This window comes from Pseudoalteromonas sp. SK18 (assembly GCF_001974855.1).
GTDB lineage: Bacteria > Pseudomonadota > Gammaproteobacteria > Enterobacterales > Alteromonadaceae > Pseudoalteromonas.
Map to the genome: position 1 here is coordinate 1 of NZ_MTQB01000036.1, position 22,755 is coordinate 22,755.

Genomic DNA, 22,755 nt, shown 5'->3' on the forward strand with positions numbered 1-22,755 from the left:
GCAAAAGCTGCTGCCACTGTGCGCTTGTTCTGTAAGTTTTCATCACCTGCTCCGAATTTATCATTGAGCAGGTATTTTTAGATAATCAGAACATCGATGCTAGGTGTGGTTCGCTAGACGCTTACAATGATAGTATCCCATTTGGTATGTGAAAGTAGGACATTCTACTGCGTTGTAGCGCACCGACTCCAAATACAAGAAAGCCCGACTCGAAAGAGCCGGGCTTTTTTACGTCTGTAGGAAAGTGTAAAGCACAGATGCTAGTTGAAAGGCGCAAGTTGCGGTATAGGTAATAACTAGTTGGGAAAATTAATATGTCGCTTTATGTGAATGTACAATCAAGCTTGTGCGTAATTTGACTTATTACCTAACCAGCGTTGAATGAGTGGATCTACATACTGAGGATATTGCTTCAACATCTGTTGTGCTATGGGTCTAACTTGATTTAAGGTTTGCTTATCTCGTGCTAAGTCTGCAATTTTAAATTCTGCTAAGCCGGTTTGTTTGGTGCCAAGGACTTCACCTGGGCCGCGTATCTCTAAATCACGCTCTGCGATAACAAACCCGTCGTTACTATCGCGCAGTACTCCCAATCGTTTCTGTGCGGTATGTGAAAGCGGTGCATTATATAAAAGCACGCAGTGAGATGCTGTAGCTCCACGGCCTACGCGGCCACGTAGTTGGTGAAGCTGTGCTAAACCTAGGCGCTCAGGGTTTTCGATAATAATTAAACTCGCATTAGGCACATCAACCCCAACTTCGATCACGGTTGTTGCCACAAGTACATGAATGTTACCCGCTTTAAAATCGCTCATAATGGCTTGTTTTTCAACGGCTTTCATTCGCCCATGGACTAAGCCAATATTAAGCTCAGGTAATGCTTCTTTTAATTGTAATGCACTGTCTTCAGCTGCCTGGCATTGTAGTACTTCAGACTCGTCTATCAGTGTACATACCCAGTAAACTTGCCGACCTTGCTCGTTACAGGCAAGTTTTACGCGACTAATAATGTCTTCTCGACGAGTATCTGGAATAGCAACTGTAGTGATAGGTGTTCGCCCTGGTGGTAATTCGTCAATCACAGAGGTTTCTAAGTCTGCATAGGCGGTCATCGCCAGCGTACGTGGTATAGGTGTTGCTGTCATTACTAGCTGATGTGGGTAACAATCACCAAAACGGCCTTTTTCACGCAATGATAAACGCTGATGAACACCAAAACGGTGTTGTTCATCAATAATAATAAGTACCAGGTTGTTAAATTTTACTTCATCTTGAAATAACGCATGAGTGCCAATAATCATTTGCGCTTCACCAGAGGCGATCATTGCAAGTGTACTTACGCGCTCTTTACCTTTTGTTTTACCACCTAACCAAGCAACCGTTATTCCAAGGCTTTCAAACCAGCTAGAAAAGTTGATTCCATGTTGCTCTGATAAAATTTCAGTCGGCGCCATTAATGCAACTTGATAGCCTCGTGCTATTGCGGTTAAAGCGCTCAGGGCTGCGACTAGTGTTTTACCCGAGCCAACATCACCTTGAACTAATCGCATCATAGGGTACGCATTTTGTAAATCTGCTTTAATTTCTGATACCACACGACTTTGTGCGTTGGTTGGCGCAAAGGGTAATTGCGCCAAAAACTGTCCCTCTAATGAATTAGTAGGCTCAAGTGCAACGGCTTTAACTTGCTGCCCCTGTTCTCTTACTTTTAATAAACTGAGATTTTGTGCCAGTAATTCTTCAAATACGAGTCGCTGCTGTGCTGGGTGACTACCCTGTTCAAGTGCAATGATATCAACGTCATTGGGGGGGCGGTGTAGTAATAATAATGCATCGCTTAACCCAAGTTGTGATGGTTGCCATTGTTGGGGAAGTAGCTCTTCTACTGCATATTTTTGAAGTAATTCTATTGCCTGTTCACTCAACGCCCTAATAGAGAGTTGCTTTAACCCCTCGGTTGTTGAATAGACTGGCGTAAGTGTTGATGATGTTGGTTGTTGTTCAAAAGTGTCGCTAATACTGTATTCTGGGTGGTTCATTTCAAAGCCAACACGTCCGCGACGTATTTCGCCAAAGCAGCGAATTATTTTACCCGCGCTAAATGCATTTTTTTGTGCTGCGGTAAAATTAAAAAATCGTAGTGTTAACCTACCTGTACCATCATTTATTTGGCAAACCAGCATGCGCCGCTTTCCAAAGGTTATTTGACTGGTTTCAATGGTTGCTTGAACAGTGACGTGGCTATGAGGGGTCAACTCACTAATTGTATAAATACGGGTTCTGTCTTCATACCTAAGCGGCAAATGAAATAGCATGTCCTGTACTGTACCAATACCTAGCTTTAAAAGTCGTTCAGCCATTTTGGGGCCAACGCCTTTAAGTTCTGTGATTGGGTATTGGCTTAAGCTAGGTTTAGACAATGTAGGCTCAATTATTATTATTTAGTGAGTTAAGTGTACTGATACACTGTATATGCATCAAGTATGTTTTAACGCCTGCCAAAATTGTTCATCCGCAACGATTTCGCCATGCTCATCAAGTGCGGGATAAGGTAAGTTCTTTTGCTTACACTGCCTTGCAATAATTGGGTGGCAGCCTTCAAAATACATTGGGTGTTTTATTTCTTCACTCAGCATATTTCTATTGTATAAACCAGCTAGATCACGTTGACGCTGCGCCTCAAATAAAATTAGGGCTGCTGCAACGGATACATTTAACGACTGCACCATGCCTTGCATTGGAATAATGATGTTTTGATCTGCATACTCTAAGGCTTGTGGAGAGATCCCCGTTTTTTCTTGACCGACAATAATTGCAGTCGGTTTAGTGTAATCAATTTCTCTGAAGTCGACAGCATCTTCACTTAAATGCGTAGCTAAAATTTGTACATCAGGATTATGAGCACGCATACTTGCAACGGCATCATCTATGTTTCTGTGAAGATGTGTGTCTAACCAGTTTTTACTACCACCAGAGGTATTATTGGTTAGCCACTTTTGTTTTTCTGGCCACACGGCATGCACATGATGACAACCAACGGCATCAGCCGTTCTAACAATTGCTGATAAGTTATGGTGTTTGTGTACGTCTTCTAAACACACGGTAAGGTCGGTTTGACGACGTGAAAGTACACTTTCGATTCTTTGGTAACGAGTTTGCTGCATGGGAGTCCTCTTTTTCGGCAAATTATACGAGATTTTTCACCTTAAGGCACCACTGTTCGACTAATCGGGTTTTGTAATGAGATCAGGGTTTCGGTTGATTGAATGGCTTCTATTGCCTGTATTTTATTGATTAGTACATCTTGTAGATGATCGATAGAGCGGGTCATTACTTTAATAAAAATACTGTAATTACCAGTGGTGTAATATGCTTCGACCACTTCCTCTAATGATTCTAATTTTATAAGTGTTTGCGGATAATCGCGCGCGTTGTTCAAATTAATACCAATAAAACAACACACATCGTAACCTAATTGCTTTGTATTAATGGTTAGTTGAGTACCTGTGATGATCCCTGCATGTTTCATTTTTTCGATTCGCACATGAATTGTTCCTGCGCTTACACTAAAGCGTTTTGCTAATTCAGCATAAGGTGTACGCGCATTATCCATTAATGCATGCAGAATCTGTTTATCAAGATTATCGATTTGATAATTTTCCATAGATTTAACCGTCTTTAATTATGGTATTAGTTGTTTTTATACCACTTTTTTAATGGTTTTAATATCGTAAAGCTATTTTTATTATGGGATATTGAATTAAATAGTTTAATTGTTACGATAACCTCATTGAAGCGTAATTTGCGCTAAGTAGTAAATACAATAACTGGGAATGAGGCCAATTATTATGAGTTCACATTATGTGCAGCAGCAGCAGCAAATAAGTAAAGTTAAGCAGTTCTTTTCGCAGCAATTAGAACAAAAACTGGGCTTAATTGAAGTTCAAGCGCCTATTTTGGCTAAAGTAGGCGACGGTACACAGGATAACTTAAGTGGGCACGAGAACGCCGTGGCTGTGAATATTAAAGCGATTGCAGATAGCCGTTACGAAGTGGTGCATTCTCTTGCTAAGTGGAAGCGTAAAACCTTGGGTGAATATGGCTTTTCACAAGGTGAGGGAATTTATACGCAAATGAAAGCGTTGCGACCTGATGAAGATTCACTAAGCCCAATCCATTCTGTTTATGTTGATCAATGGGACTGGGAACAAGTTATTTGTGAAAGTACGCAGCGTTCTTTATCTACTTTGAAGCAAACGGTTGAAACTATTTACCAAGGTATTAAAGCCACTGAGAAATATGTTAGTGATAGCTTTGGTTTAACACCATTTTTACCTACAGAGATTACTTTTGTACATAGTGAAGCATTACGTAAAATGTACCCAGATTTTACAGCCAAGCAGCGTGAAAAGGCGATTACTCAAGAATATGGCGCTGTATTTTTAATTGGTATTGGGGGAGCATTAAGTGATGGCAAAATTCATGATGTGAGAGCCCCAGATTACGACGATTGGTCAACCCCAACATGCGAACAGTACATGGGATTAAATGGTGATATTTTAGTATGGAACCCAGTGCTTGAAGACGCTTTCGAAATCTCATCGATGGGAATTCGTGTAAGCCCTGAAGTATTGCAAGCTCAATTAAGTATTACGGGAGACGAAGACCGTTTAGAGTTTGACTGGCATAAGGCATTGCTAGAAAGTAAGCTCCCGCAGACAATTGGCGGTGGTATTGGTCAATCTCGTTTAGCGATGCTGTTATTGCAAAAACAACATATAGGGCAAGTGCAGGTAGGTGTGTGGCCAGCGAAAACCTATGAAAGCGTAGACGGTTTACTATAAAAAATAAGGGTGCTGTGACTAACAGCACCTTTTTTTATTGAGTTTTAAATTCTATTTCTATTTTATTATTTTCTAACTTAACACTACTCGGTGGAAAGTTACGTGTCGTTTTAAGCAGTTTGTTGAAGATATGGATCTCTACACCCGAATGTAAAACGCTATTCACAGTTAACATGGCTTCATTAAGTAAGGTGTTCAACTTTTCTTCTAAACCCGCTACCTGTTTCTCTAATTGTTCTGCTTGCTGACTATGGTGTAACTGCGTGGTGCCAATTTTATTTATGAGTTCATTTTTTTTATCTGCATCTTTAATTAAATCTGCTTTTTCTAGTGCGGCTTGTAAGCTGTCAACTTGCTCATTCATAGCTGTTAGCTCACTGAAATATTTATCAATGTCTTTGGTCATTTTAGTGGCTGAAGCGGCTAAATTAATTGCCATTTTAGCGCCTGATTCGTTACCAATCTCTCCAGCAATCAATTGAGTCGCATCTAAAATTTCACCACCAAACAATTTTCCTTTAGGTAACTCTGATTGACCAATTTGTATTTTATTTTTTGCCTTCATTGAACTGTGGCTAGCTTGGCGCTCAAGCAAAATGTTATTGGCTTCAATGTAGCTGTATTGAGAATGTGAGGCATGCACATCACCAGCGCAAATTATTTTGCAAGACAGTGATTTATCTTCAGGTTTTTGATGACCAATAACACCTTGTTTTACGGTTATATCACCACCTGCAGTTAATTCGCCAGATTCAACCGTGCCAAAAACAGTAATATCGCCAGTTACCTTAATACGCATTCCAGGCTCGACATTTTTACTAACTATTACACTGCCTTCAAAGTCGATATGCCCTGTTTTTACCGACACATCGTTGACAGTAAAAATATCGTCAACACGCATGCCATTATTTATTTCAACCGGCACGCCAGCAATCGTAGAGAGTAATTCCATCGGATTATTTTTTGAGATTTCAGTGCCCTCACCTGCAATTAGAGTATGAACCTCTCCGGGTTTTGCAGGTAATACATCGCCTAACACGGTAAACCCTTCTTGGCCTGGTGTAGCGGGTTGTTGCTGTACTAGTAACTCACCTGGTTTTACACTTGCTAACTTACCAAAGTCACGCATATCTACACTGCCATCTTCTTTTAATTTAGGGGCTTTGAGACGATCTTTAAGTGTTTGAACCATTGCGTTAAATTTAGTTGGTTTACCGTCTATAGGTAAGCGCCCTTTGGCGAGTGGACCACTGACTACGGAGCCAGGTGGGAGTTCAGATTGCTTTTGTAAAAGTTGCTCTAAAAATGCTTGTTTATAACCTCTTGCGACGTGCGCTTTAACTAATTCTTTTTTAGCTTCATCAAAACTCAGTGTTGCTCCCCCTTTAGCAAGAGTGAGCGTGCCCGTGGCTAGCATTTTATCATCACTTATCTCCACGCTTAAGGTGGCATCATGACGTGTTGCAACAACTAAGATACGTTCAGGTGTTGCACTGCTGAAATAGTTATTTATGGCGTCATGATTGATCTCACACTCGCTGTAAGGCGACTGTGCAATTGCTTCTATAATAAAAGCAGCACTGGCGGGTGCAGATTTACTCGTATCGAGTAATACATTGCCATTATGAGCAAGCTTAAACACAAGTTATCCTTTTATACTACTAAAGTAAGGTTTAATAAAATAACGTGATTACAGAGTGCTAGAAATTTAGTTTTGAGTCAAGAAATCATCAAAGTGTAGTTATAGATAGGAATAAAAGCTATGAGCGGCGCTCATAGCTTATAGAAGTTAGTTTGTTGAAGGTAGCTCCATGATGCCATCAATTTCTACTTGAACACCTTTAGGAAGTGCACGAACGCCAATAGCAGCACGCGCAGGGTAAGGTTGTTTAAAGTATTGACTCATGACTTCGTTCACAATGGCAAAGTTTGAAAGATCAGTAAGGTAAATATTCACTTTTACTAAGTCTTGAATAGAACCGCCAGCTTCCTCACAAACCGCACTGATATTTTTAAATACTTGATGTGTTTGCTCACTAAAGTCTTCAGAAATAACGTCCATTGTTTCTGGGACAAGTGGTATTTGCCCTGATAAATAAACAGCTGTACCCACTTTTACTGCTTGGCTATATGTACCAATTGCTGCAGGTGCTTTATCCGTTGATATAAATGCTTTATTCATGATGTTCCTATTTTATTTTTTACGATAGACTTTTTGTACATCGGGCATAACACGTATGCGGCGCATAATATTGGCGACATGAATACGGTTTTTAACTGTGATCCCTAAGTCTATCACGTATAAATTACTTTCTTTTTCATCGGTAGCTATTTCTACAATATTGGCCTGCGTAGTGGCGACCACATTGGTTAATTTAGCCAGCGCACCTTGGTGGTTAATGATTTCTACTCTTAAAGCCGCTATATATTCTTTTTCTGGATTATCATCCCATTTTACGACTAGGTATTTCGAACGATCATTTTCCCAACCACGAATATTTTTACACTCTTGGCGATGAACGGTTAAACCTTTACCTTGGCTAACATGGGCAGTAATAGCGTCTCCAGGCACTGGACGACAACATTTAGAATAATTAACCAACATGCCTTCGGTACCAATAATGGTTGCCTTGGCACGCTTTGCGATATCGTTTAAATCATCATTGTCGTTTTGTAATAAGCGTTTAGCAATCAGCATACTCATTAAGTTACCTGAGCCAATCTCTACTAGCAATTCTAAGGTAGAGGAAAGCTCATGCTCTTCAAGCACTCGGGTAATATTTTCAGCTGGCAGGTTATCAAATTTGTTTTCCCCTAGCGCTGAGTCAAGTAAGCGACGACCAAGTAATAACGCTTCTTCATGCTGTTGACTTTTAAGGTAGTTGCGTACGCCTAAGCGTGCTTTGCCAGTAACAATAAAGTTAAGCCATGTTGCGTTAGGGTGAGCGCCTGAACTGGTAATAATTTCTATTGTTTGCCCTGTATCAATGGCTTTACTTAAAGGATAAGGCTTGCGGTTCACACGTGCACCGACACAAGTATTACCTACATCAGTATGAACTGCATAAGCAAAATCAACCGCTGTTGCACCCATAGGAAGTTCAATAATCCGACCATCTGGGGTAAAGACATAAATTTCTTCTGGGAATAGCTCTGTTTTTACATTCTCTACAAATTCAAACGAGGAACCTGCGCTTTGTTGTAATTCCAATAAGCTTTGCATCCATTGGCGTGCGCGCTGTTGTGCAGTATGACCCGCATTGTCACCCGACTTTTTATACATCCAGTGAGCTGCGACCCCTTTATCAGCCATGTGATCCATATCTAAAGTACGGATTTGAATTTCTACAGGAATACCATGCGGGCCAACTAAAGAAGTATGTAATGATTGGTAACCATTAGTTTTTGGTACAGCAATATAGTCTTTAAAGCGGGTTTCAATTGGCTTATATAAGTTATGAGCTACACCAAGTACGCGATAACAGGTATCCATAGAGTCTACTGCAATACGAAATGCGTAAATATCCATGACTTCGTTAAACAGCAGCTCTTTGTTGAGCATTTTTTTATAAATACTGTATAGATGCTTTTCACGGCCTGATACGGTCGCTTTTATGCCAGATTCTTCAAGGCGAGCTTCAATTTCAGTTTGAATATTTGAAATAACTTCTTTGCGATTACCACGCGCTTTAGCCACTTCCGATTTAAGTGCACGATGACGCATAGGGTACAGTGCTTGAAAACCTAAATCTTCTAGCTCATTTTTTATATCATGAATACCTAAGCGATTAGCAATTGGTGCATAAATCTCAAGGGTTTCACGAGCAATACGGCGGCGTTTATCAGGACGAAGTGCGCCTAATGTGCGCATGTTGTGTGTTCTATCAGCTAGCTTGATTAAAATAACCCGAATATCTTGGGTCATTGCCATAATCATTTTTCGATAGTTTTCAGCTTGGAACTCTTTTTTATCTTTGAAGCTCAATTTATCAAGCTTGCTCACACCCTCTACGAGTTCTGCCACCGTTTCACCAAATATTTCAGCTAAATCTTGTTGGCTAAAATCGGTATCTTCAATCACATCATGCATGAGTGCTGCCATGAGCGTTTCATGGTCAAGATGCATGCTTGCTAATATTTGAGTGACTTCAACGGGGTGAGTAATGTAAGGCTCGCCACTTGAACGAGTTTGACCCTCATGAGCCTCTCGGGCTACCACGTAGGCTTTTTGAACTAGCTCAACATCGTCTGCTGGCAAGTATTTTGAGATTTTCTTTTTAAGACCTTCAAAAAGATACATTCACACTCCAATGTTCTCGTGAAGCAAATAAGTTAGGATAAGTTACGAATATACGATGAAAACAAAGGATTGCCAACGGCTATAGTTGAAATACTATGCCGTTAGCTAAATCAAACCGGGCGGTTGATTATTGGTTGCCACCAACAATGGCAGCAACAGCAGCTAGTTCTGCCGCTTCTTGATGTTGTTGTTCTTCACGATCAATAACATCCATTGAAGAATTATCAACTAAACCAAGTTCGATTTCACGTAAAGCAACAACTGTTGGCTTATCGTTCTCAGGATCTACTAGTGGATCTTTACCACCAACAGCAATTTGGCGGGCACGACGGGCCGCAACTAAAATTAAGTCAAAACGATTACCAATTGCATCTACTGCATCTTCAACTGTTACGCGAGCCATCTTAGCACTCCAAAATAATTTAAAAGCAAAGGCGTAGTTTACTGCACGCAGCAAGTTTCGCCAATAGCCAGTGGTTAATTTTTATCTATTTTAAGGCATGATCCGACAATTAATCATAATTTAGATTACTTGAGTAGCTCATTAATTAAAGTTTGATGGCGTGCTACTTGTGCTTTTAGCGTTAATCGCTGTGTAATTACTATGGTTTCTAAGTCGCTTAAAGCAGTATCAAAATCATCATTCACTACAACATAGTCGTATTCGTTGTAATGTGAGGTTTCTGATTGAGCTTGCGCCATTCGCCCTGCAATAATTTCAGCAGAGTCTTGACCACGGTTATTTAAACGTTGCTCTAGCTCTTGCTTTGATGGCGGTAGAATAAAGATAGTTTTTACGTCATCTATTATTTCTCGAACTTGGCGAGCACCTTGCCAGTCAATATCTAAAAATACATCAATGCCTGCGGCTAGTTGTGATTCAATAGCTTGTTTAGAAGTACCGTAATAATTATTAAATACTTGTGCCCATTCAAAAAAATCATCTTTGGCAATCAGTGCTTTAAACTCATCAACTGATACAAAATGATAATGTTCTGCATTGTTTTCACCAGGGCGTGGTGCGCGCGTAGTGTGTGATACAGATACTTTCATATCAGCATGCTTTTTCAGTAATGCATTTATTAAGCTAGATTTACCTGCCCCAGAGGGTGCCGATAAAATGAATAAGTTTCCGCGAGAGTGTGCCATGATTTTTTACCTAAGATGAAATACGCCTAGTTGTATTAAGCTAAGCCTTAATCTAGGTATTGTACTTTATTTAGTTAATCATGCTCAACACCGTTAAAAATAACGGACGAAAGAGATTGTTTATCATAAAGTCAGATAGGGGTTTTCCCTTAGTTGCACTAGGGATTGATCCCGATAGTTTAGTTAGCCAGTTCCTTATTAAATAAGAGATGTAAATAAAACATTAATAAAAATGTAAATAACACATTCTTTTTAAGATAGGTGGACATAACAATGAAATCATTAATTAAAAATATGGCATTAACCATGTCAATCGCTGGATTCAGCCTCAATGCAACCGCAGCTGCAGTTATTGGTTCACAGTTAGAGCAGCAGTTACAAACTATGACAGCAACTGATAGTGCCATGGTAGTGGTGAGTTATGACCAGCTAGATGCATTATCAACACCGCAATTAGAAACTTTATTAAACTTAGGTCTTAACCAAGGTGTGCAATTTAAATCGCTGCCGATTATTGGTGTGATGGCCACGCCAGCACAAGTACAACAATTAGCCGCTTTACCGGGTGTACGTTCTGTGTTTGCTAATCGCAGCTTAGAGTACTACAACAAAGAAGCACGTGAGCTAACGGGTGTTGAAAAGCTGCAAACTAACGAGTTTGCAGCCAACAATGGCATGAAATTTACCGGTAAAGGGGTGACGGTAATTGTTAACGACTCGGGAATTGATGCTTCACTTGCTGATTTAGAGTATGGCGCAAAAGTGGTCGAAAATGTGCAAGGCGTTACTCATGCTCAGGCTATCTCTTTAACGGGTATTGATGGTGTGTGGATTGAAGGGCAATTAAACACCGATTTAAACGTAGGCCACGGTACTCACTGTGCTGGAACGGTGGGTGGTTGGGGTACACACTCGAATGGCAAGCATAAAGGGGCTGCACCCGATGCCGATATTGTTGGTTACGGTTCAGGGGCTGGCCTGTCAATTTTGGATGCACTGGGTGGTTATGATTATGCAATTAGCCATATTTGGGATTTTAATTCGCCTATTCGCGTAATGAGTAACTCATGGGGTTCAAGTGGTAAATTTGATGCTGCGGGTCCTATCTCGTTAGCGTCGTATAAAGCGTATAAGTTAGGCATGATCTCAATATTTGCAGCGGGGAACTCGGGGGCAGGTGAAGATACTCATAACCCTTATGCCCAAATTCCATGGGGTATGTCTGTCGGTGCAGGAACTAAGCAAGGTGACTTGATTGACTTTTCATCACGCGGCAAACGGGGAGAACAAGGTGACTTTACTATGCCAGATGGTTCATCATGGACCTATAAAAATGAAGTGACTATTGTGGCGCCAGGGGTTGATATTATTTCTACTCGCGCTAAAACCAATCTGGTATCTAATGGCGGTGCTGATGATGTAGGCGCCATAGAGAATGAATACCTACCTTATTATACGATGATCTCGGGTACCTCAATGGCAACACCGCATGTAGCCGGTATTATCGCCCTTATGCTAGAGGCAAACCCTGAGCTTACACCATTACAAATTAAGCAAATCATTCAAGAAACGGCGACCAACATGCCTGGTTATCAGTCTTGGGAAGTAGGCGCAGGGCATGTTAATGCGTATGCAGCCGTGGCCGGTGCACTAGGTTATGATGAGCAAAACAAAGCCACAGTAAATAACCTAACAGAGTTTAATGCTAACGCGATTGTAATTGATGATAATGCGCCTGAGCCATTTGAAGTATTCTACTCGCCAGTGGGTGAAGCAGAAACACATGTATTTACGGTTGGCGAAGATGCCGCATGGGTAAGTGCCTCGTCTGAAACGTTTGCAAATACACTTAAATTGAAATTAGAAGCACCCGATGGCACTATTTATATGGGTAACTTAACTTTACCGGTACTTAACACTACTATGCGTGTATCGGCTCCTGCGCAACCCGGTGAGTGGAAGTTATCTGCATATGGCATGACCTCGTTATCTGGTGTACAAGCCGATCCAACCGGCGTCACCAATGGCCCAGGTATTCCTGAATTTATTAGCGGTGAGATTGCTATCTTAAAATCAGGTGGCTATCAAGGTGTTGATGATATTGCCGGTCACCCCGCAGAAAATGCCATTCAATTTGCTGTGAGTGAGCGTTTAGTGGATAGCAAAAATGACCGCTTCTATCGTCCAGATGCAAACTTAAAACGTAAAGATCTAGCACAATACTTAGTAATGGGTATGGCTATTAGGCAGCAACGTGATTTGTTAAATGAGCAAAAAGTAGCGTTTAGTGATGTAAACAATAACTATGCACCGTTTGTTGACGCGGTTACCGAGCAAGGCTCAGCACTTAAAGATGGCGTGCAAAACCAAGCCCCTGTGATGCTGGCGAATGGTAATAAGTTTTCACCTCGCGCCAATGTAAGCAAACAGGAGCTTGCTTATTCATTAGTGCAAGCGCTGGGGTTAGAAACTCAAGTAGTAGGCTTTAGCGGTGATATTACCGTTGAATACAACGGTGAGCGAGTACCAGTAATGGACGCAGATGCAGTGGCACCTGAGTTAAAAGGCTATGTGCAAGCTGCAATCGATATGTCGTTAATCGGAGTTAGATATGCCGTAGAGCAAGGACCTTACGACCTTTCTCCTACAATGGTTGCGTATTTTGAGCCACAAGATAATGTTAAACGCGGTGATTACGCCGTGATTATAGGACGTGTATTTGACGGTTACTTACGCAAATAATAAGTGATGTTACTTAAAGCCAACCAATTATTTGGTTGGCTTTGTTTGTTAATAATATGTCATAAACCTTGCTAATTTTGTAACTGCAAAGTAGATTATAATCTGTTGGCTGGCGTTAAAAAACAACCGTTCGCCGCAATGAATTTTATCCAGAGGACAAAATATGTGGTATCCAAAAAATTTTCTCGCTTTAGTGTTTACTGCAACAATATTGTTATTAAGCACGCAGAGCATTGCTGCTGAATCACTTTCAATAGATATTCAAGGTAATAAAGTGGAAGCAGTGATCCACTTACCTGGCGGGGTTTCAGCAGATATCACGCTGCAATTTGAAAACACCGTAGGCCTAACTAAAGACAGCTTAGGACTAAGCGCTGAACTAGTCGATGTGACCTCACTAAGCTTTTTAGATCGTTTAGCAGATGTAACGAATATCGTTCCGGCACTCGCATTTCCGATGATGATCACCATAGAGCCCAAAGCAGACAGCGGCTTTTCTTTTTCAGGGCTGGCTACGGTGGATATTCATACCCACAACCTAGAATATACCGCCGGCACACCACTACGCTTTTTTAAAGCGCCGTTAAATGGTGAGTTTAAAGATATTACCGTTACTATGGGCTCTGGTAGTTATCGAGCGCGTGGCGCAACCGGTGGATTTTCACAATTTATTATAGCCGCCGATTTACGTGCGCCATTGGTGGTAGTCAATAATAAATTTAACGATCTACAAACCGCACTTGATGATTTTGCGGCGCAAATTAACGCAGATGTTTATACACAATTACTGCAGGACTTAGCGGATATTAATCAGTTAATACTACTGCAAGAGTACAATGCTGCCAGCAATAAATTAAACGCTTTTAAGCGTAGCGTAAATGACAACCGCGGAAACGACATTCCGGATGTATGGCGCTCGAGTCGTGATATTCGTAACGTAGCGGGTGAGCTAATAGCTTATGCCAATACTTTACGCTTTAGCCTACGTTTAGTTAAATAACCTTATTATATAGGTGGTTGCAATGCCAGCGAGAATTACCGTGTGTTATACCGATCAACCTGCAGTCGAAAGCTTTCTTTATGAAGGCAGTGGCTACCTTATTGGTCGCTCTCAAGAGTGTGAACTGCGCTTAGAGCACCCCACGGTATCACGGCTGCATGCCAAAGTAGCTCACCAAGATAAACTTTGGCAGGTAAATGATCAGCGCAGCCTAAATGGCACTAAAGTTAACGGTATGGCAATTACCCATTCGGCTTTAGCCGAAGACGCGATTATTTCTATTGGTACACTAGATTGCTTGTTTGAAACGAAGTCGGCGCAGCAAATTGAGGCTATTAGTAGTCATAATGATTGGCGTATTGCCAGTAGTCAGGCACAACCAAGTGTGCCACTGACAAAACATTTACAGCAAAACCTATCGACACAGTTGCAAAATATCATCATGTTAACCGGTACTCAGCGTGGCATTGTACTACTGGGTGACTCGTTGGCATCGCTGAATGTGTGTACTGCCCATGGCATGCAACCCAAAGACTTTAAATTAACTCACTTTGAGGGCAGTATTGGGGCGATTACCCGTTGCTTTGAATCGGCACAAGCTGTGGTGGCGATGGATGTATCGCAACATGATTTACTTAAAGCGCGAAAAAGTATTGAATTAAAACAAATTTCTTCTTTAGCTTGCATTCCACTTTTGTCTGAAGATAAAGTGGTGGGAGTTGTCTATACTGATAGTAAGATGTCTGACAAAGTACTCACTGAGTTAGATATTGAAATATTAACGAGTATGAGTCGGCAAATTGAAACCACAGTGCAAGCTTTATTACTGCAACAATCAATAGATTCACTACAGCAGATCCTTAACGACAAACCAATATCTAACGGAAAAGAGTATAGTTTGCTTCATTTGTGCCACTAAGTAATTAGTAGCAAAAGGCGGTATGAGCGACATCGACAAAACCAACTCACCTTATGCTGATGAGCTAAGCGCAACACAATTAATTTATTCTGCTAGCTCGTTACAGTCAGGCGAATGCCTAGTGGGCCGCTTTGAAATAGAAGCGTTACGCAGCCAGGGACGTTATGGCTTAGTTTACCGCGCCTACGATAAACAGCTTGATACTGTTATAGCAATCAAAGTACTGCATGAAACCTTTGCAGAAGATCAGCAAGCCATTGCCGACTTTAAGCAAGAGTTGCTGTTGGTCCGTCAACTTAGTCACCCAAATATTATTCGCGTGCATGAATATTATCAGCACGACAATTTGCATTTTATTACTATGGATTGGATTGATGGCATCAGTTTAGAAGAAGCCATTGCCAAAGAGTTACTGAGTGCCGATGCAAAACTGACTATTATAGCTCAGCTGTTAGGTGGCTTAGCCTTTGCGCAGCAAGCGGATGTTACCCATAAAGATATTAAGCCTGAAAACATTTTGTTAGATAAGTCGGGCCGCCTGTATATTGGAGACTTTGGCCTGTCGGTATTTAATAACAATGCCGCGCTGGGTAATGTGGTTGGCACGCCGTTTTATGCCCCTCCCGAATATTTACAGTCGGGAAAAATTAATGCCAGCACCGATTTATACGCCGCCGGTACGTTAATGTTTCAGTTGTGTTGTCATTATTTACCTTTTACGGGTAACTCAATTGATGAGCTACTGCAAAATAAGTTACTCAGCAAACCTAAGTTTTCTGCCCAGCAAGTTGAACTTGAGCCATTAAAAGCATTCATTTTAAGCTTAATTTCGCCGCACCCCGCATCGCGACCAGCCAATATTGAGCTTGCGCAGCAGCAGTTTATTAATTTAACCACAGTTAAAACTCAGCGTAGCCGTTGGCGTATTGCATTTACGATTTTGTTTGTTATTGCACTTATGCTAAGCGTGTTTTGGTTGTTTACTCAGCAAAAGCCAATAAAAGCTAATGCGACAGATCATTATGCGCTTGCGGTACTGCCTTCTGCTGCGAATAACCCGCAGTTTGACCAAACTTTTGCCAATTACCTAAGTTATCAATTAGGCGACATTAAAAATTTACGGGTGGTTGAGCAAGCACGTTTAACCCAGTTATTTCAACAGCTAGGCATAACGGTGCCGCTTGATAATAGTAAAATAGAATTACTTACCGACTTATTGCAGGTTGATGTGCTGATAAACCCGCAACTATTTAGCACCGGCGCTGAAAAACAAGAGATACAGTTTGAACTCATTTTTGTTGATGGCTTTAACATTCAGCGTGAAGCATTACTGCGAGAACCGTTTGATAATAGCAATTGGAGCAGTGTAACAACCCCGTTTACTACAATATTAAAAGAGCGCTTACATATTTCTGGGCAGGCTGTTAAGGCGATAGCGTTTGACGAAAATCCATTGATTGATCTCTTCCCAATAAAAACCTTAATACAACAGGGGCAATTTGCTGAAGCGCAGCAGGCACTTGATAAAACGTTATTAGCAAAGCCGCAATCGGCGCAAGTATGGCTACTACAGGCGGAGTTGCTTTTAACGGAAAACTCAATTTTGTCAGCCGAGCAAGCATACAGCAAGGTACTCGAATTTAGTGCTGTCGATACCTATAGTGCAAAATTGGCCAGTGCTCGATTAAATGACTTGGCGGGTAAAGTTGAGCAAGCACAAACCGACTATTTATCGCTGGTTGCGGCATTTCCGTATAACACTGAGCTTAAGGTGGTGTTATCGGAATTTTATTTTGTAAATGGTCAGTATAGCAATATGGAGGCTTTGCTGCTTGAGGTTGTTGAACTTGATCCTTATCACCCCACTGCGTGGTTTATGTTAGGACGTGCTGCGTTTTTGCAAGGGAACCTAGAGCAAGCATTGAACGAGTACTTTACAAAAGCATTAATCACGGCAAAAAAATTAAAAAATGTTTATCAGCAAGGTGAGGCACTCAATGCTTTTGGGGTGGTGTATGACAAATTAGGCGAGGTAAGTTTAGCGTTTGATTACTATCGACAAGCATTAACGAAGCGCAAAATGGCAGATAATTTACCTGGGGTTGCTACCACGATGACTAACCTAGCTTATATGCATCTTGCGGGTGGTGAGTATTCTGAGGCGGAGAGTTATCTACAACAAAGTTTACTTATCTATCAAAAGTTAAATCATCCAGAAGGAATATCAAAAAATTTTACTGCGTTGGGGATAATGGCTGAGGCTCAAGCTCAATATCAAGATGCATTAGGTTATTACCGCAATGCGCTAAATATTCGGATGGAACTCAATACTCAATTGCACCAAGCTGAAAGTATGAACAATGTCGGCTTTAGTTATTTTATGCTCTTGGACGCAGAACATGCACTGGTTTATTGGCGCCAAGCAGAGCAGCTGTATCAGCAGGTGCAATACCCACTTGGTATTATTCATGTGCGACAAAACCTTGGCCAAATAGAGTTGGCGAAAGGCAACTGGCGTAACGCTTACCACTTTTTTAACAATACCTTAGCCGACGCTCAACAATTAAATAGCAGTGATGAAGCATTAGTATCACGTAGTTATTTAACTAAACTGGCGTTTTTACAAGGTAATTTTAATCAGAGCGTTACTCAGCTGAAAGGGATTTTTGACGAAGCGCAAAAAATTAATAATGTAAGAGCAACAGCTGAGTTTGGCTTATGGTTAGCCGATTGGTCATTGCAACTGGGCGATACCGCCCAAGCCGCAAAGCACTTAGCAACTATAACTCAAAGCGTAATGAACAATGGTAACCAAGAGCATCAGGCGATATTAGCTTTTTTAAATGGGCAAATTGAGCATAAGTTACCGGTTGCCACCGCTCTAAATAATGAGTTGCTCACTGTTGATCATGGTCATAAGTCTGTTTATATTCGCCAGTTGATATATGCCGCCAGAGAAACATTAAGGCAAGGCGGTCGCGATATAACTGCGTTATTAGCAAAGTTAGCTAAAGTAGATTTTAGCTTGCACCAATACGAATATATAGAGTATTTAGAATTAGTAGCGGTACAGCAGTACTTTTTGGGATCGTGGCAACAACTAGCGGAAACGTTACGTGAAACTGACCTGTTATTACGAAAAATGGGCGGCTATTGGCGCAGCTTTCAATTTGATCGGCTGCGTGCTCAACTAGCGCTTGCAAATAAGCAAGATCCGGCAAAATATCATCAAAAAGTGGCGAACAAACTGCGTCATCTACAATCGAATTTACCGCCAGCGTTGACTGAAAGTTTTATTGAAAATCAGCATTATTTCGCCTTAGATGACGGACTACAGGACCTATTACACCATGACCCATGATACGGATATTGCGATGCTGGTTGAACAGCTCAATGAAAAGCAAAAACAAATATCGCAGCAATTACACTCAGGTAATGAACAAATGCGCGGTTTGGCTAAGCGTGTGTGGCGAGTGCAAGAAAATGAACGCAAGCAGATTGCTAGAGAGTTGCATGATGGCGTAGGGCAATTATTAACTGCATTGATTAATCAACTGCAACAGCTACAAAAAGGCGATGCCAACATTGGCTTAGATGAAAGCATTGAATTGGCACGACAAGCGCTGTCTGATACTCGGGTGATTTCCCGCTTAATGCGACCAAGAATATTGGATGATCTGGGGCTAGTGCCTGCATTGGAATGGTTGGTACGTATTATGAGTGAGCCCGGTAAAGCGAAAGTGGAATTGCATCATCAAGTTGATACCCTACTAGAAAGCGATACTCAAACATTGGCATTTAGAGTGGTACAAGAAGCTCTAACAAACGCCATAAAACATGCGCAAGCTGAGCTCATCACGGTTAATGTTATTGCCACCGATAGCCTGTTGATGATCAAAATAAAAGATGATGGCATTGGTATGCAGCAAACGACAGCAGAAAGCTCACAAGGTTTTGGCTTAGGAGCAATGCGTGACCGAGTTGTTGCATTTGGTGGGCAATTAACTATTAATACTCAGCCACAGCAAGGCTGTGAAATTAAAGTGTTAGTAACCGGAAAGGGGATCTCATGATTCGAGTTTTAATTGCCGACGACCACACCATTTTACGTCAAGGATTAGTGAGCCTATTAAGCAAAGATAATGATATTAGTGTGATTGCTGAAGCAGCCGACGGTATGGAAGCAGTGCAAAAAGCATTAGCGCTTAAGCCCGCAGTGATAGTCATCGATATTAGTATGCCAGAGCTCAATGGGATGGAAGCCGTTAAACGTCTTCACGAGCAACTCCCCGAGGCTAAAGTGTTAGTACTTACTATGCATGAAGAGCAAGAGTATGTATTACATATGGTGCGAGCTGGCGCATCGGGCTATTTACTAAAAGACAGTGCCAGCGATGAGCTTATTGATGCCGTTAAAGCATTGGCGCAAGGAAAAACATATTACAGCCAATACGCAGCAAGCGTATTAGCGTCGCAATCGCAAAAGCCCGCCGAAAACTGGCAAGATCCATATAAAAATTTAACCAAGCGTGAGCGAGAAGTGTTTCACTTAATCATTGAAGGCAAAACCACCAAAGATATCGCCCGAAGTTTAGATATCAGTGTTAAAACGGCAGAGAATCACCGAGGTAAAGTGCTTGATAAGCTCAATGTTGCTAATGCCGCAGAGCTAGTGCGTTATGCGGCAAAAAATAGCTTGTTATTATAAACAAGGTGTTTTAACTACTGCTAACTAGGGGTTTTACCGGATACTGCCGTACTTAATTGTTTGACATGCTCGATGGGTCAAAACAATTAAGGTTTAATCAAATGCTTAAAACTACATTAAAAACGAAAACGTTACTTGCAGGCTTAATGGGTGCTGGACTGAGTTTGATGTCACTAAACTTAGCAGCAAAATCTCTTGGACCAGAGTTACAAGGGTTATTGGCCAATGCCACAGATCATGAGGTGTTTGAGGTTATCGTAACCTTTGAAGGCCAAGGCGCAGTTAATCCACAACTGCTAAATATTATTGAATCGGCAGGCGTGATTGGTGGTGTTAGCTTTAAGCAATTACCTATTGTTGGTATTACCGCTACTAAAGCGCAAATTGCTGAAATTTATGCCGCAAATGAAGTGCGCTCTGTTTGGTATAACGCGCCCCTTACATTAGAAAATGATGGTGCAACGCAAATTACTGGTGTAGACCGTTTACGTGATGACTCATCTTTACGCAGCCAAGGTATGCCATTTTCGGGCCGTGGTATTGGGGTTGTGGTGAACGACTCCGGTGTTGATGGTACCCATGGCGACATTAAATACCCAAATCATGTGATTCAAAATGTGCTAGCGCAAACGAACCTACATTCATTGTCAGACATTCTGCCGGTTTCTTATCAAGAAGATACTGCTAATACCGATATTGCTGGTGGCCATGGCTCGCACGTTGCAGGCATCATTGGTGGTAATGGCGCCATGTCTAGCGGCAAATACCAAGGCGTGGCCCCGGGCGCTAAAATTATTGGTTATGGCTCAGGTGCAGGTCTGTTTATTTTAGATACCCTCGGTGGTTTTGATTACGCTTTAACGCACCAATATGACTACAACATTCGCGTTATTTCCAATTCATTTGGTAGTACTAGCGATACCGGAACAGACTTTAACCCAGATCATCCTACTAATGTCGCCACTAAACAATTATCAGATAATGGCGTGATTGTGGTTTTCTCAGCAGGCAACTCAGGTAGCGGCGAAGGGACCATCACCGGTAACTTTAAAAAAGCACCGTGGGTAATAACCGTTGCGGCAGGCGATAAAGATGGCAACTTAGCTGATTTTAGCTCTCGTGGTGTGAAAGGTAAAAGCGGTGTAGCCACTGTTGATGGTGAACAATTTAATTGGCAAGATCGCCCAACTATTACCGCACCTGGGGTTGATATTATTTCTACTCGTGCGTCACTGTCTAGTTTAAGTGCCCTGAGCATTACCGGTGACAGCGAAGTGATGGACCCAAATCATGTGCCTTATTATACCACTATGAGCGGTACTTCTATGTCGGCGCCGCATATTTCTGGTGTGGTGGCGTTAATGTTAGAAGCGAACCCAAACCTTACTTGGCGTGAAGTAAAAGCTATTTTGCAAGAAACAGCCACAAATATGTCGGGCCGTGAGGCGTGGGAAGTTGGTGCTGGTTATGTTAATGCATATGCGGCAGTTCAAGCGGTGGTCGATCAAAGCTTAAAATTTGGTGAAACCACTAAATTACAGCGTAGCTTTAATGCCAATGCATTAACATCAGTACAAAAGGAATATAACGACACAGTGCCGTTTAGTCCGGTAGGTGATAATGAGGGCATAACAATTCCGGTTGATACTGATGCTTCAATGCTGATGGTTAAAGCCAATATTGATGATAATACCGTAGGGCTGTCATTGACTAGCCCATCAGGCAAGCGTTATGGCTCAAGCATTGCGTTGCCAATCCTTGGTCAAAACATTGCAGTAACCGCGCCTGCCGAAGCTGGCAATTGGACGCTTAAGGCCAATGGTATTGGTGGCATTTCTGGAGTGGCGATTGATCCTGCCGGTGTGACTAATGGAGCGGCTGCACCTGGTAATATTCCAGTATCAATCAAGCTTATTAAAACGGATGGTTATGAAGGCCTTGACGATGTTACCAGCCATCCAGCGCGCGCTTTTATAGAATATGCAGTGAGCGAGCAGTTAGTTGATGCTACTGAGTCAGGCTATCGACCAGACGACTACTTACTACGTCAAGAGTTAGCTGACTTTCTAGCATTAGGTGCAGGTGTTCGCCAGTCAAATTTAGCCACAACGAATAACTATGTGGATGTTAGCGGTCAGTATCAAGCGGCTATCAATGCGGTGACAGAGCAAGGAGCGGCACTGCGTAACCGAGTGCAAGATCACGCGCCAGTTATGTTGAGCGACAGCAGCTACTTTAGTCCAGAAGAAAAGGTTAATCGTAACCAGTTGGCTTACTCGTTAGTACAAGCGTTAGCACTGCAAAGCGAAGCACAAAGCTTTAATGGTGAAATAACCGCTATATATAATGGCCAACGCATTGCACTGAGCGATCAACAGCATATTCCAGTGGAACTGCAAGGTTATGTGCAATTAGCATTAGACCTAGGCATATTAAATGCTTATTTCGATGTTGAACAAGGTCCGTATGACTTAGAGCCAACAATTACTGCACGTTTTAATGGTAGCAACGCGGTAACACGCGCAGACTATGCAGTCGCGGTAACCCGATTTTTTAACAACTAACTCCCCAAAGAAGTAACCCACGCCACCTTGCTATTGTAAGGTGGTGTTTTTCATTTTAACCCTCCGATGTCGCCAATAATCAACAGTGTACCTTTAAGATGTATAGCTAATTAAGCTATAGCATCGAGGTTATCAAGTATTCCACTCGCAGATTTATATATTTAGGTAACTACAATAAGGGTTAACCAGCGCAACTGACTTAAACAACACGGTAATATGGTGAAGTAACGCAGTTCATAAAAACAAAAAACCTAGCAAAAGCCAGGTTTTTTTTAAAGATTTTCGAATGTTTGGAACGCTCTAAAGCATTACTCTATATTCTGAATTTGCTTGTTTTATTTATTTTAAATATAATAGTATCAACACTGTAAGATTAATTTTTATTTTATGTCATCATTTATGTTGTAGTGGTCAACTAATTTTGGCCACAGTTTTAGAATCTTGGTATCTAACCTCAGATTCATTTGGCGCTAAACCAGCATTATAATGATGTGGCCTAACGTTGTTGTAATATCCGTTGATATAATCA

Annotated in this window: 16 protein-coding genes; 8 read left to right on the forward strand and 8 right to left on the reverse strand. The window is 41.5% G+C overall.

The window, feature by feature from the left end:
- Positions 1–338: 338 nt before the first annotated feature.
- From recG to asnC, 3 genes are read right to left on the reverse strand one after another with little or no spacing between them, the layout of a single operon-like run.
- Complete coding sequence (recG, locus tag BW139_RS17335) at positions 339–2,420, reverse strand: ATP-dependent DNA helicase RecG (protein ID WP_076920487.1); 2,082 nt, start codon at positions 2,418–2,420, stop codon at positions 339–341.
- A 57-nt stretch (positions 2,421–2,477) separates the two neighbouring features.
- Positions 2,478–3,164 (reverse strand): tRNA (guanosine(18)-2'-O)-methyltransferase TrmH, encoded by a 687-nt coding sequence (gene trmH / locus BW139_RS17340; RefSeq protein WP_076920488.1) that lies wholly within the window; start codon positions 3,162–3,164, stop codon positions 2,478–2,480.
- Positions 3,165–3,205: 41 nt separating this feature from the next.
- Positions 3,206–3,664: a transcriptional regulator AsnC gene (asnC, locus tag BW139_RS17345; protein ID WP_008108204.1), complete on the reverse strand. Its 459-nt coding sequence runs from the start codon at positions 3,662–3,664 to the stop codon at positions 3,206–3,208.
- A 184-nt stretch (positions 3,665–3,848) separates the two neighbouring features.
- On the opposite strand from asnC, the gene asnA reads away from it, so the two are divergent.
- A complete protein-coding gene (asnA, locus tag BW139_RS17350) occupies positions 3,849–4,844 on the forward strand; it encodes an aspartate--ammonia ligase (protein WP_076920489.1) in 996 nt (331 codons plus the stop codon).
- A gap of 34 nt (positions 4,845–4,878) precedes the next feature.
- Here asnA and BW139_RS17355 read toward each other — a convergent pair whose 3' ends face one another.
- The 5 genes from BW139_RS17355 to gmk form a co-directional block, all read right to left on the reverse strand.
- The gene (locus BW139_RS17355; RefSeq protein ID WP_076920490.1) at positions 4,879–6,486 is read right to left on the reverse strand and encodes a DUF342 domain-containing protein; all 1,608 of its coding nucleotides are present in this window, start codon (positions 6,484–6,486) and stop codon (positions 4,879–4,881) included.
- A 147-nt stretch (positions 6,487–6,633) separates the two neighbouring features.
- A complete protein-coding gene (locus tag BW139_RS17360) occupies positions 6,634–7,026 on the reverse strand; it encodes a RidA family protein (protein ID WP_010392969.1) in 393 nt (130 codons plus the stop codon).
- Positions 7,027–7,038: 12 nt separating this feature from the next.
- Positions 7,039–9,144 carry a bifunctional GTP diphosphokinase/guanosine-3',5'-bis pyrophosphate 3'-pyrophosphohydrolase gene (gene spoT / locus BW139_RS17365; protein WP_010392967.1) on the reverse strand — a complete coding sequence of 702 codons (2,106 nt, stop codon included), beginning with the start codon at positions 9,142–9,144 and terminating at the stop codon, positions 7,039–7,041.
- Between the two features lie 127 nt (positions 9,145–9,271).
- Positions 9,272–9,547, reverse strand: coding sequence for a DNA-directed RNA polymerase subunit omega (rpoZ, locus tag BW139_RS17370; RefSeq protein ID WP_008108220.1), 276 nt, complete (start codon positions 9,545–9,547; stop codon positions 9,272–9,274).
- Positions 9,548–9,672: 125 nt separating this feature from the next.
- Positions 9,673–10,293 (reverse strand): guanylate kinase, encoded by a 621-nt coding sequence (gene gmk, locus BW139_RS17375; RefSeq protein WP_076920491.1) that lies wholly within the window; start codon positions 10,291–10,293, stop codon positions 9,673–9,675.
- Between the two features lie 273 nt (positions 10,294–10,566).
- Here gmk and BW139_RS17380 point away from each other — a divergent pair, with 273 nt between their 5' ends.
- From BW139_RS17380 to BW139_RS17410, 7 genes are all read left to right on the forward strand, one after another.
- A complete protein-coding gene (locus BW139_RS17380) occupies positions 10,567–13,035 on the forward strand; it encodes a S8 family serine peptidase (protein WP_076920492.1) in 2,469 nt (822 codons plus the stop codon).
- A 163-nt stretch (positions 13,036–13,198) separates the two neighbouring features.
- On the forward strand, positions 13,199–14,035 hold the full coding sequence (locus BW139_RS17385) for a DUF6689 family protein (RefSeq protein WP_083708686.1): 837 nt from the start codon (positions 13,199–13,201) through the stop codon (positions 14,033–14,035).
- A gap of 22 nt (positions 14,036–14,057) precedes the next feature.
- Positions 14,058–14,954 carry an FHA domain-containing protein gene (locus BW139_RS17390; RefSeq protein WP_076920493.1) on the forward strand — a complete coding sequence of 299 codons (897 nt, stop codon included), beginning with the start codon at positions 14,058–14,060 and terminating at the stop codon, positions 14,952–14,954.
- 22 nt (positions 14,955–14,976) lie between these two features.
- The gene (locus BW139_RS17395) at positions 14,977–18,315 is read left to right on the forward strand and encodes a serine/threonine-protein kinase (RefSeq protein ID WP_076920494.1); all 3,339 of its coding nucleotides are present in this window, start codon (positions 14,977–14,979) and stop codon (positions 18,313–18,315) included.
- Complete coding sequence (locus BW139_RS17400) at positions 18,305–19,027, forward strand: sensor histidine kinase (RefSeq protein WP_076920495.1); 723 nt, start codon at positions 18,305–18,307, stop codon at positions 19,025–19,027. The genes BW139_RS17395 and BW139_RS17400 overlap by 11 nt, the downstream gene beginning before the upstream one ends.
- Positions 19,024–19,662, forward strand: coding sequence for a response regulator transcription factor (locus tag BW139_RS17405; protein WP_076920496.1), 639 nt, complete (start codon positions 19,024–19,026; stop codon positions 19,660–19,662). The genes BW139_RS17400 and BW139_RS17405 overlap by 4 nt, the downstream gene beginning before the upstream one ends.
- A 101-nt stretch (positions 19,663–19,763) precedes the next feature.
- Complete coding sequence (locus BW139_RS17410) at positions 19,764–22,226, forward strand: S8 family serine peptidase (protein WP_083708687.1); 2,463 nt, start codon at positions 19,764–19,766, stop codon at positions 22,224–22,226.
- Positions 22,227–22,755 lie beyond the last annotated feature (529 nt).

Bases quoted from the DNA above. Each gene is read 5' to 3' on its own strand.
- trmH (WP_076920488.1), bottom strand. From the start codon at position 3,164: ATGCAGCAAACTCGTTACCAAAGAATCGAAAGTGTACTTTCACGTCGT.
- asnC (WP_008108204.1), bottom strand. From the start codon at position 3,664: ATGGAAAATTATCAAATCGATAATCTTGATAAACAGATTCTGCATGCA.
- asnA (WP_076920489.1), top strand. From the start codon at position 3,849: ATGAGTTCACATTATGTGCAGCAGCAGCAGCAAATAAGTAAAGTTAAG.
- BW139_RS17360 (WP_010392969.1), bottom strand. From the start codon at position 7,026: ATGAATAAAGCATTTATATCAACGGATAAAGCACCTGCAGCAATTGGT.
- spoT (WP_010392967.1), bottom strand. From the start codon at position 9,144: ATGTATCTTTTTGAAGGTCTTAAAAAGAAAATCTCAAAATACTTGCCA.
- rpoZ (WP_008108220.1), bottom strand. From the start codon at position 9,547: ATGGCTCGCGTAACAGTTGAAGATGCAGTAGATGCAATTGGTAATCGT.
- gmk (WP_076920491.1), bottom strand. From the start codon at position 10,293: ATGGCACACTCTCGCGGAAACTTATTCATTTTATCGGCACCCTCTGGG.
- BW139_RS17380 (WP_076920492.1), top strand. From the start codon at position 10,567: ATGAAATCATTAATTAAAAATATGGCATTAACCATGTCAATCGCTGGA.
- BW139_RS17385 (WP_083708686.1), top strand. From the start codon at position 13,199: ATGTGGTATCCAAAAAATTTTCTCGCTTTAGTGTTTACTGCAACAATA.
- BW139_RS17390 (WP_076920493.1), top strand. From the start codon at position 14,058: ATGCCAGCGAGAATTACCGTGTGTTATACCGATCAACCTGCAGTCGAA.
- BW139_RS17395 (WP_076920494.1), top strand. From the start codon at position 14,977: ATGAGCGACATCGACAAAACCAACTCACCTTATGCTGATGAGCTAAGC.
- BW139_RS17400 (WP_076920495.1), top strand. From the start codon at position 18,305: ATGACCCATGATACGGATATTGCGATGCTGGTTGAACAGCTCAATGAA.
- BW139_RS17405 (WP_076920496.1), top strand. From the start codon at position 19,024: ATGATTCGAGTTTTAATTGCCGACGACCACACCATTTTACGTCAAGGA.
- BW139_RS17410 (WP_083708687.1), top strand. From the start codon at position 19,764: ATGCTTAAAACTACATTAAAAACGAAAACGTTACTTGCAGGCTTAATG.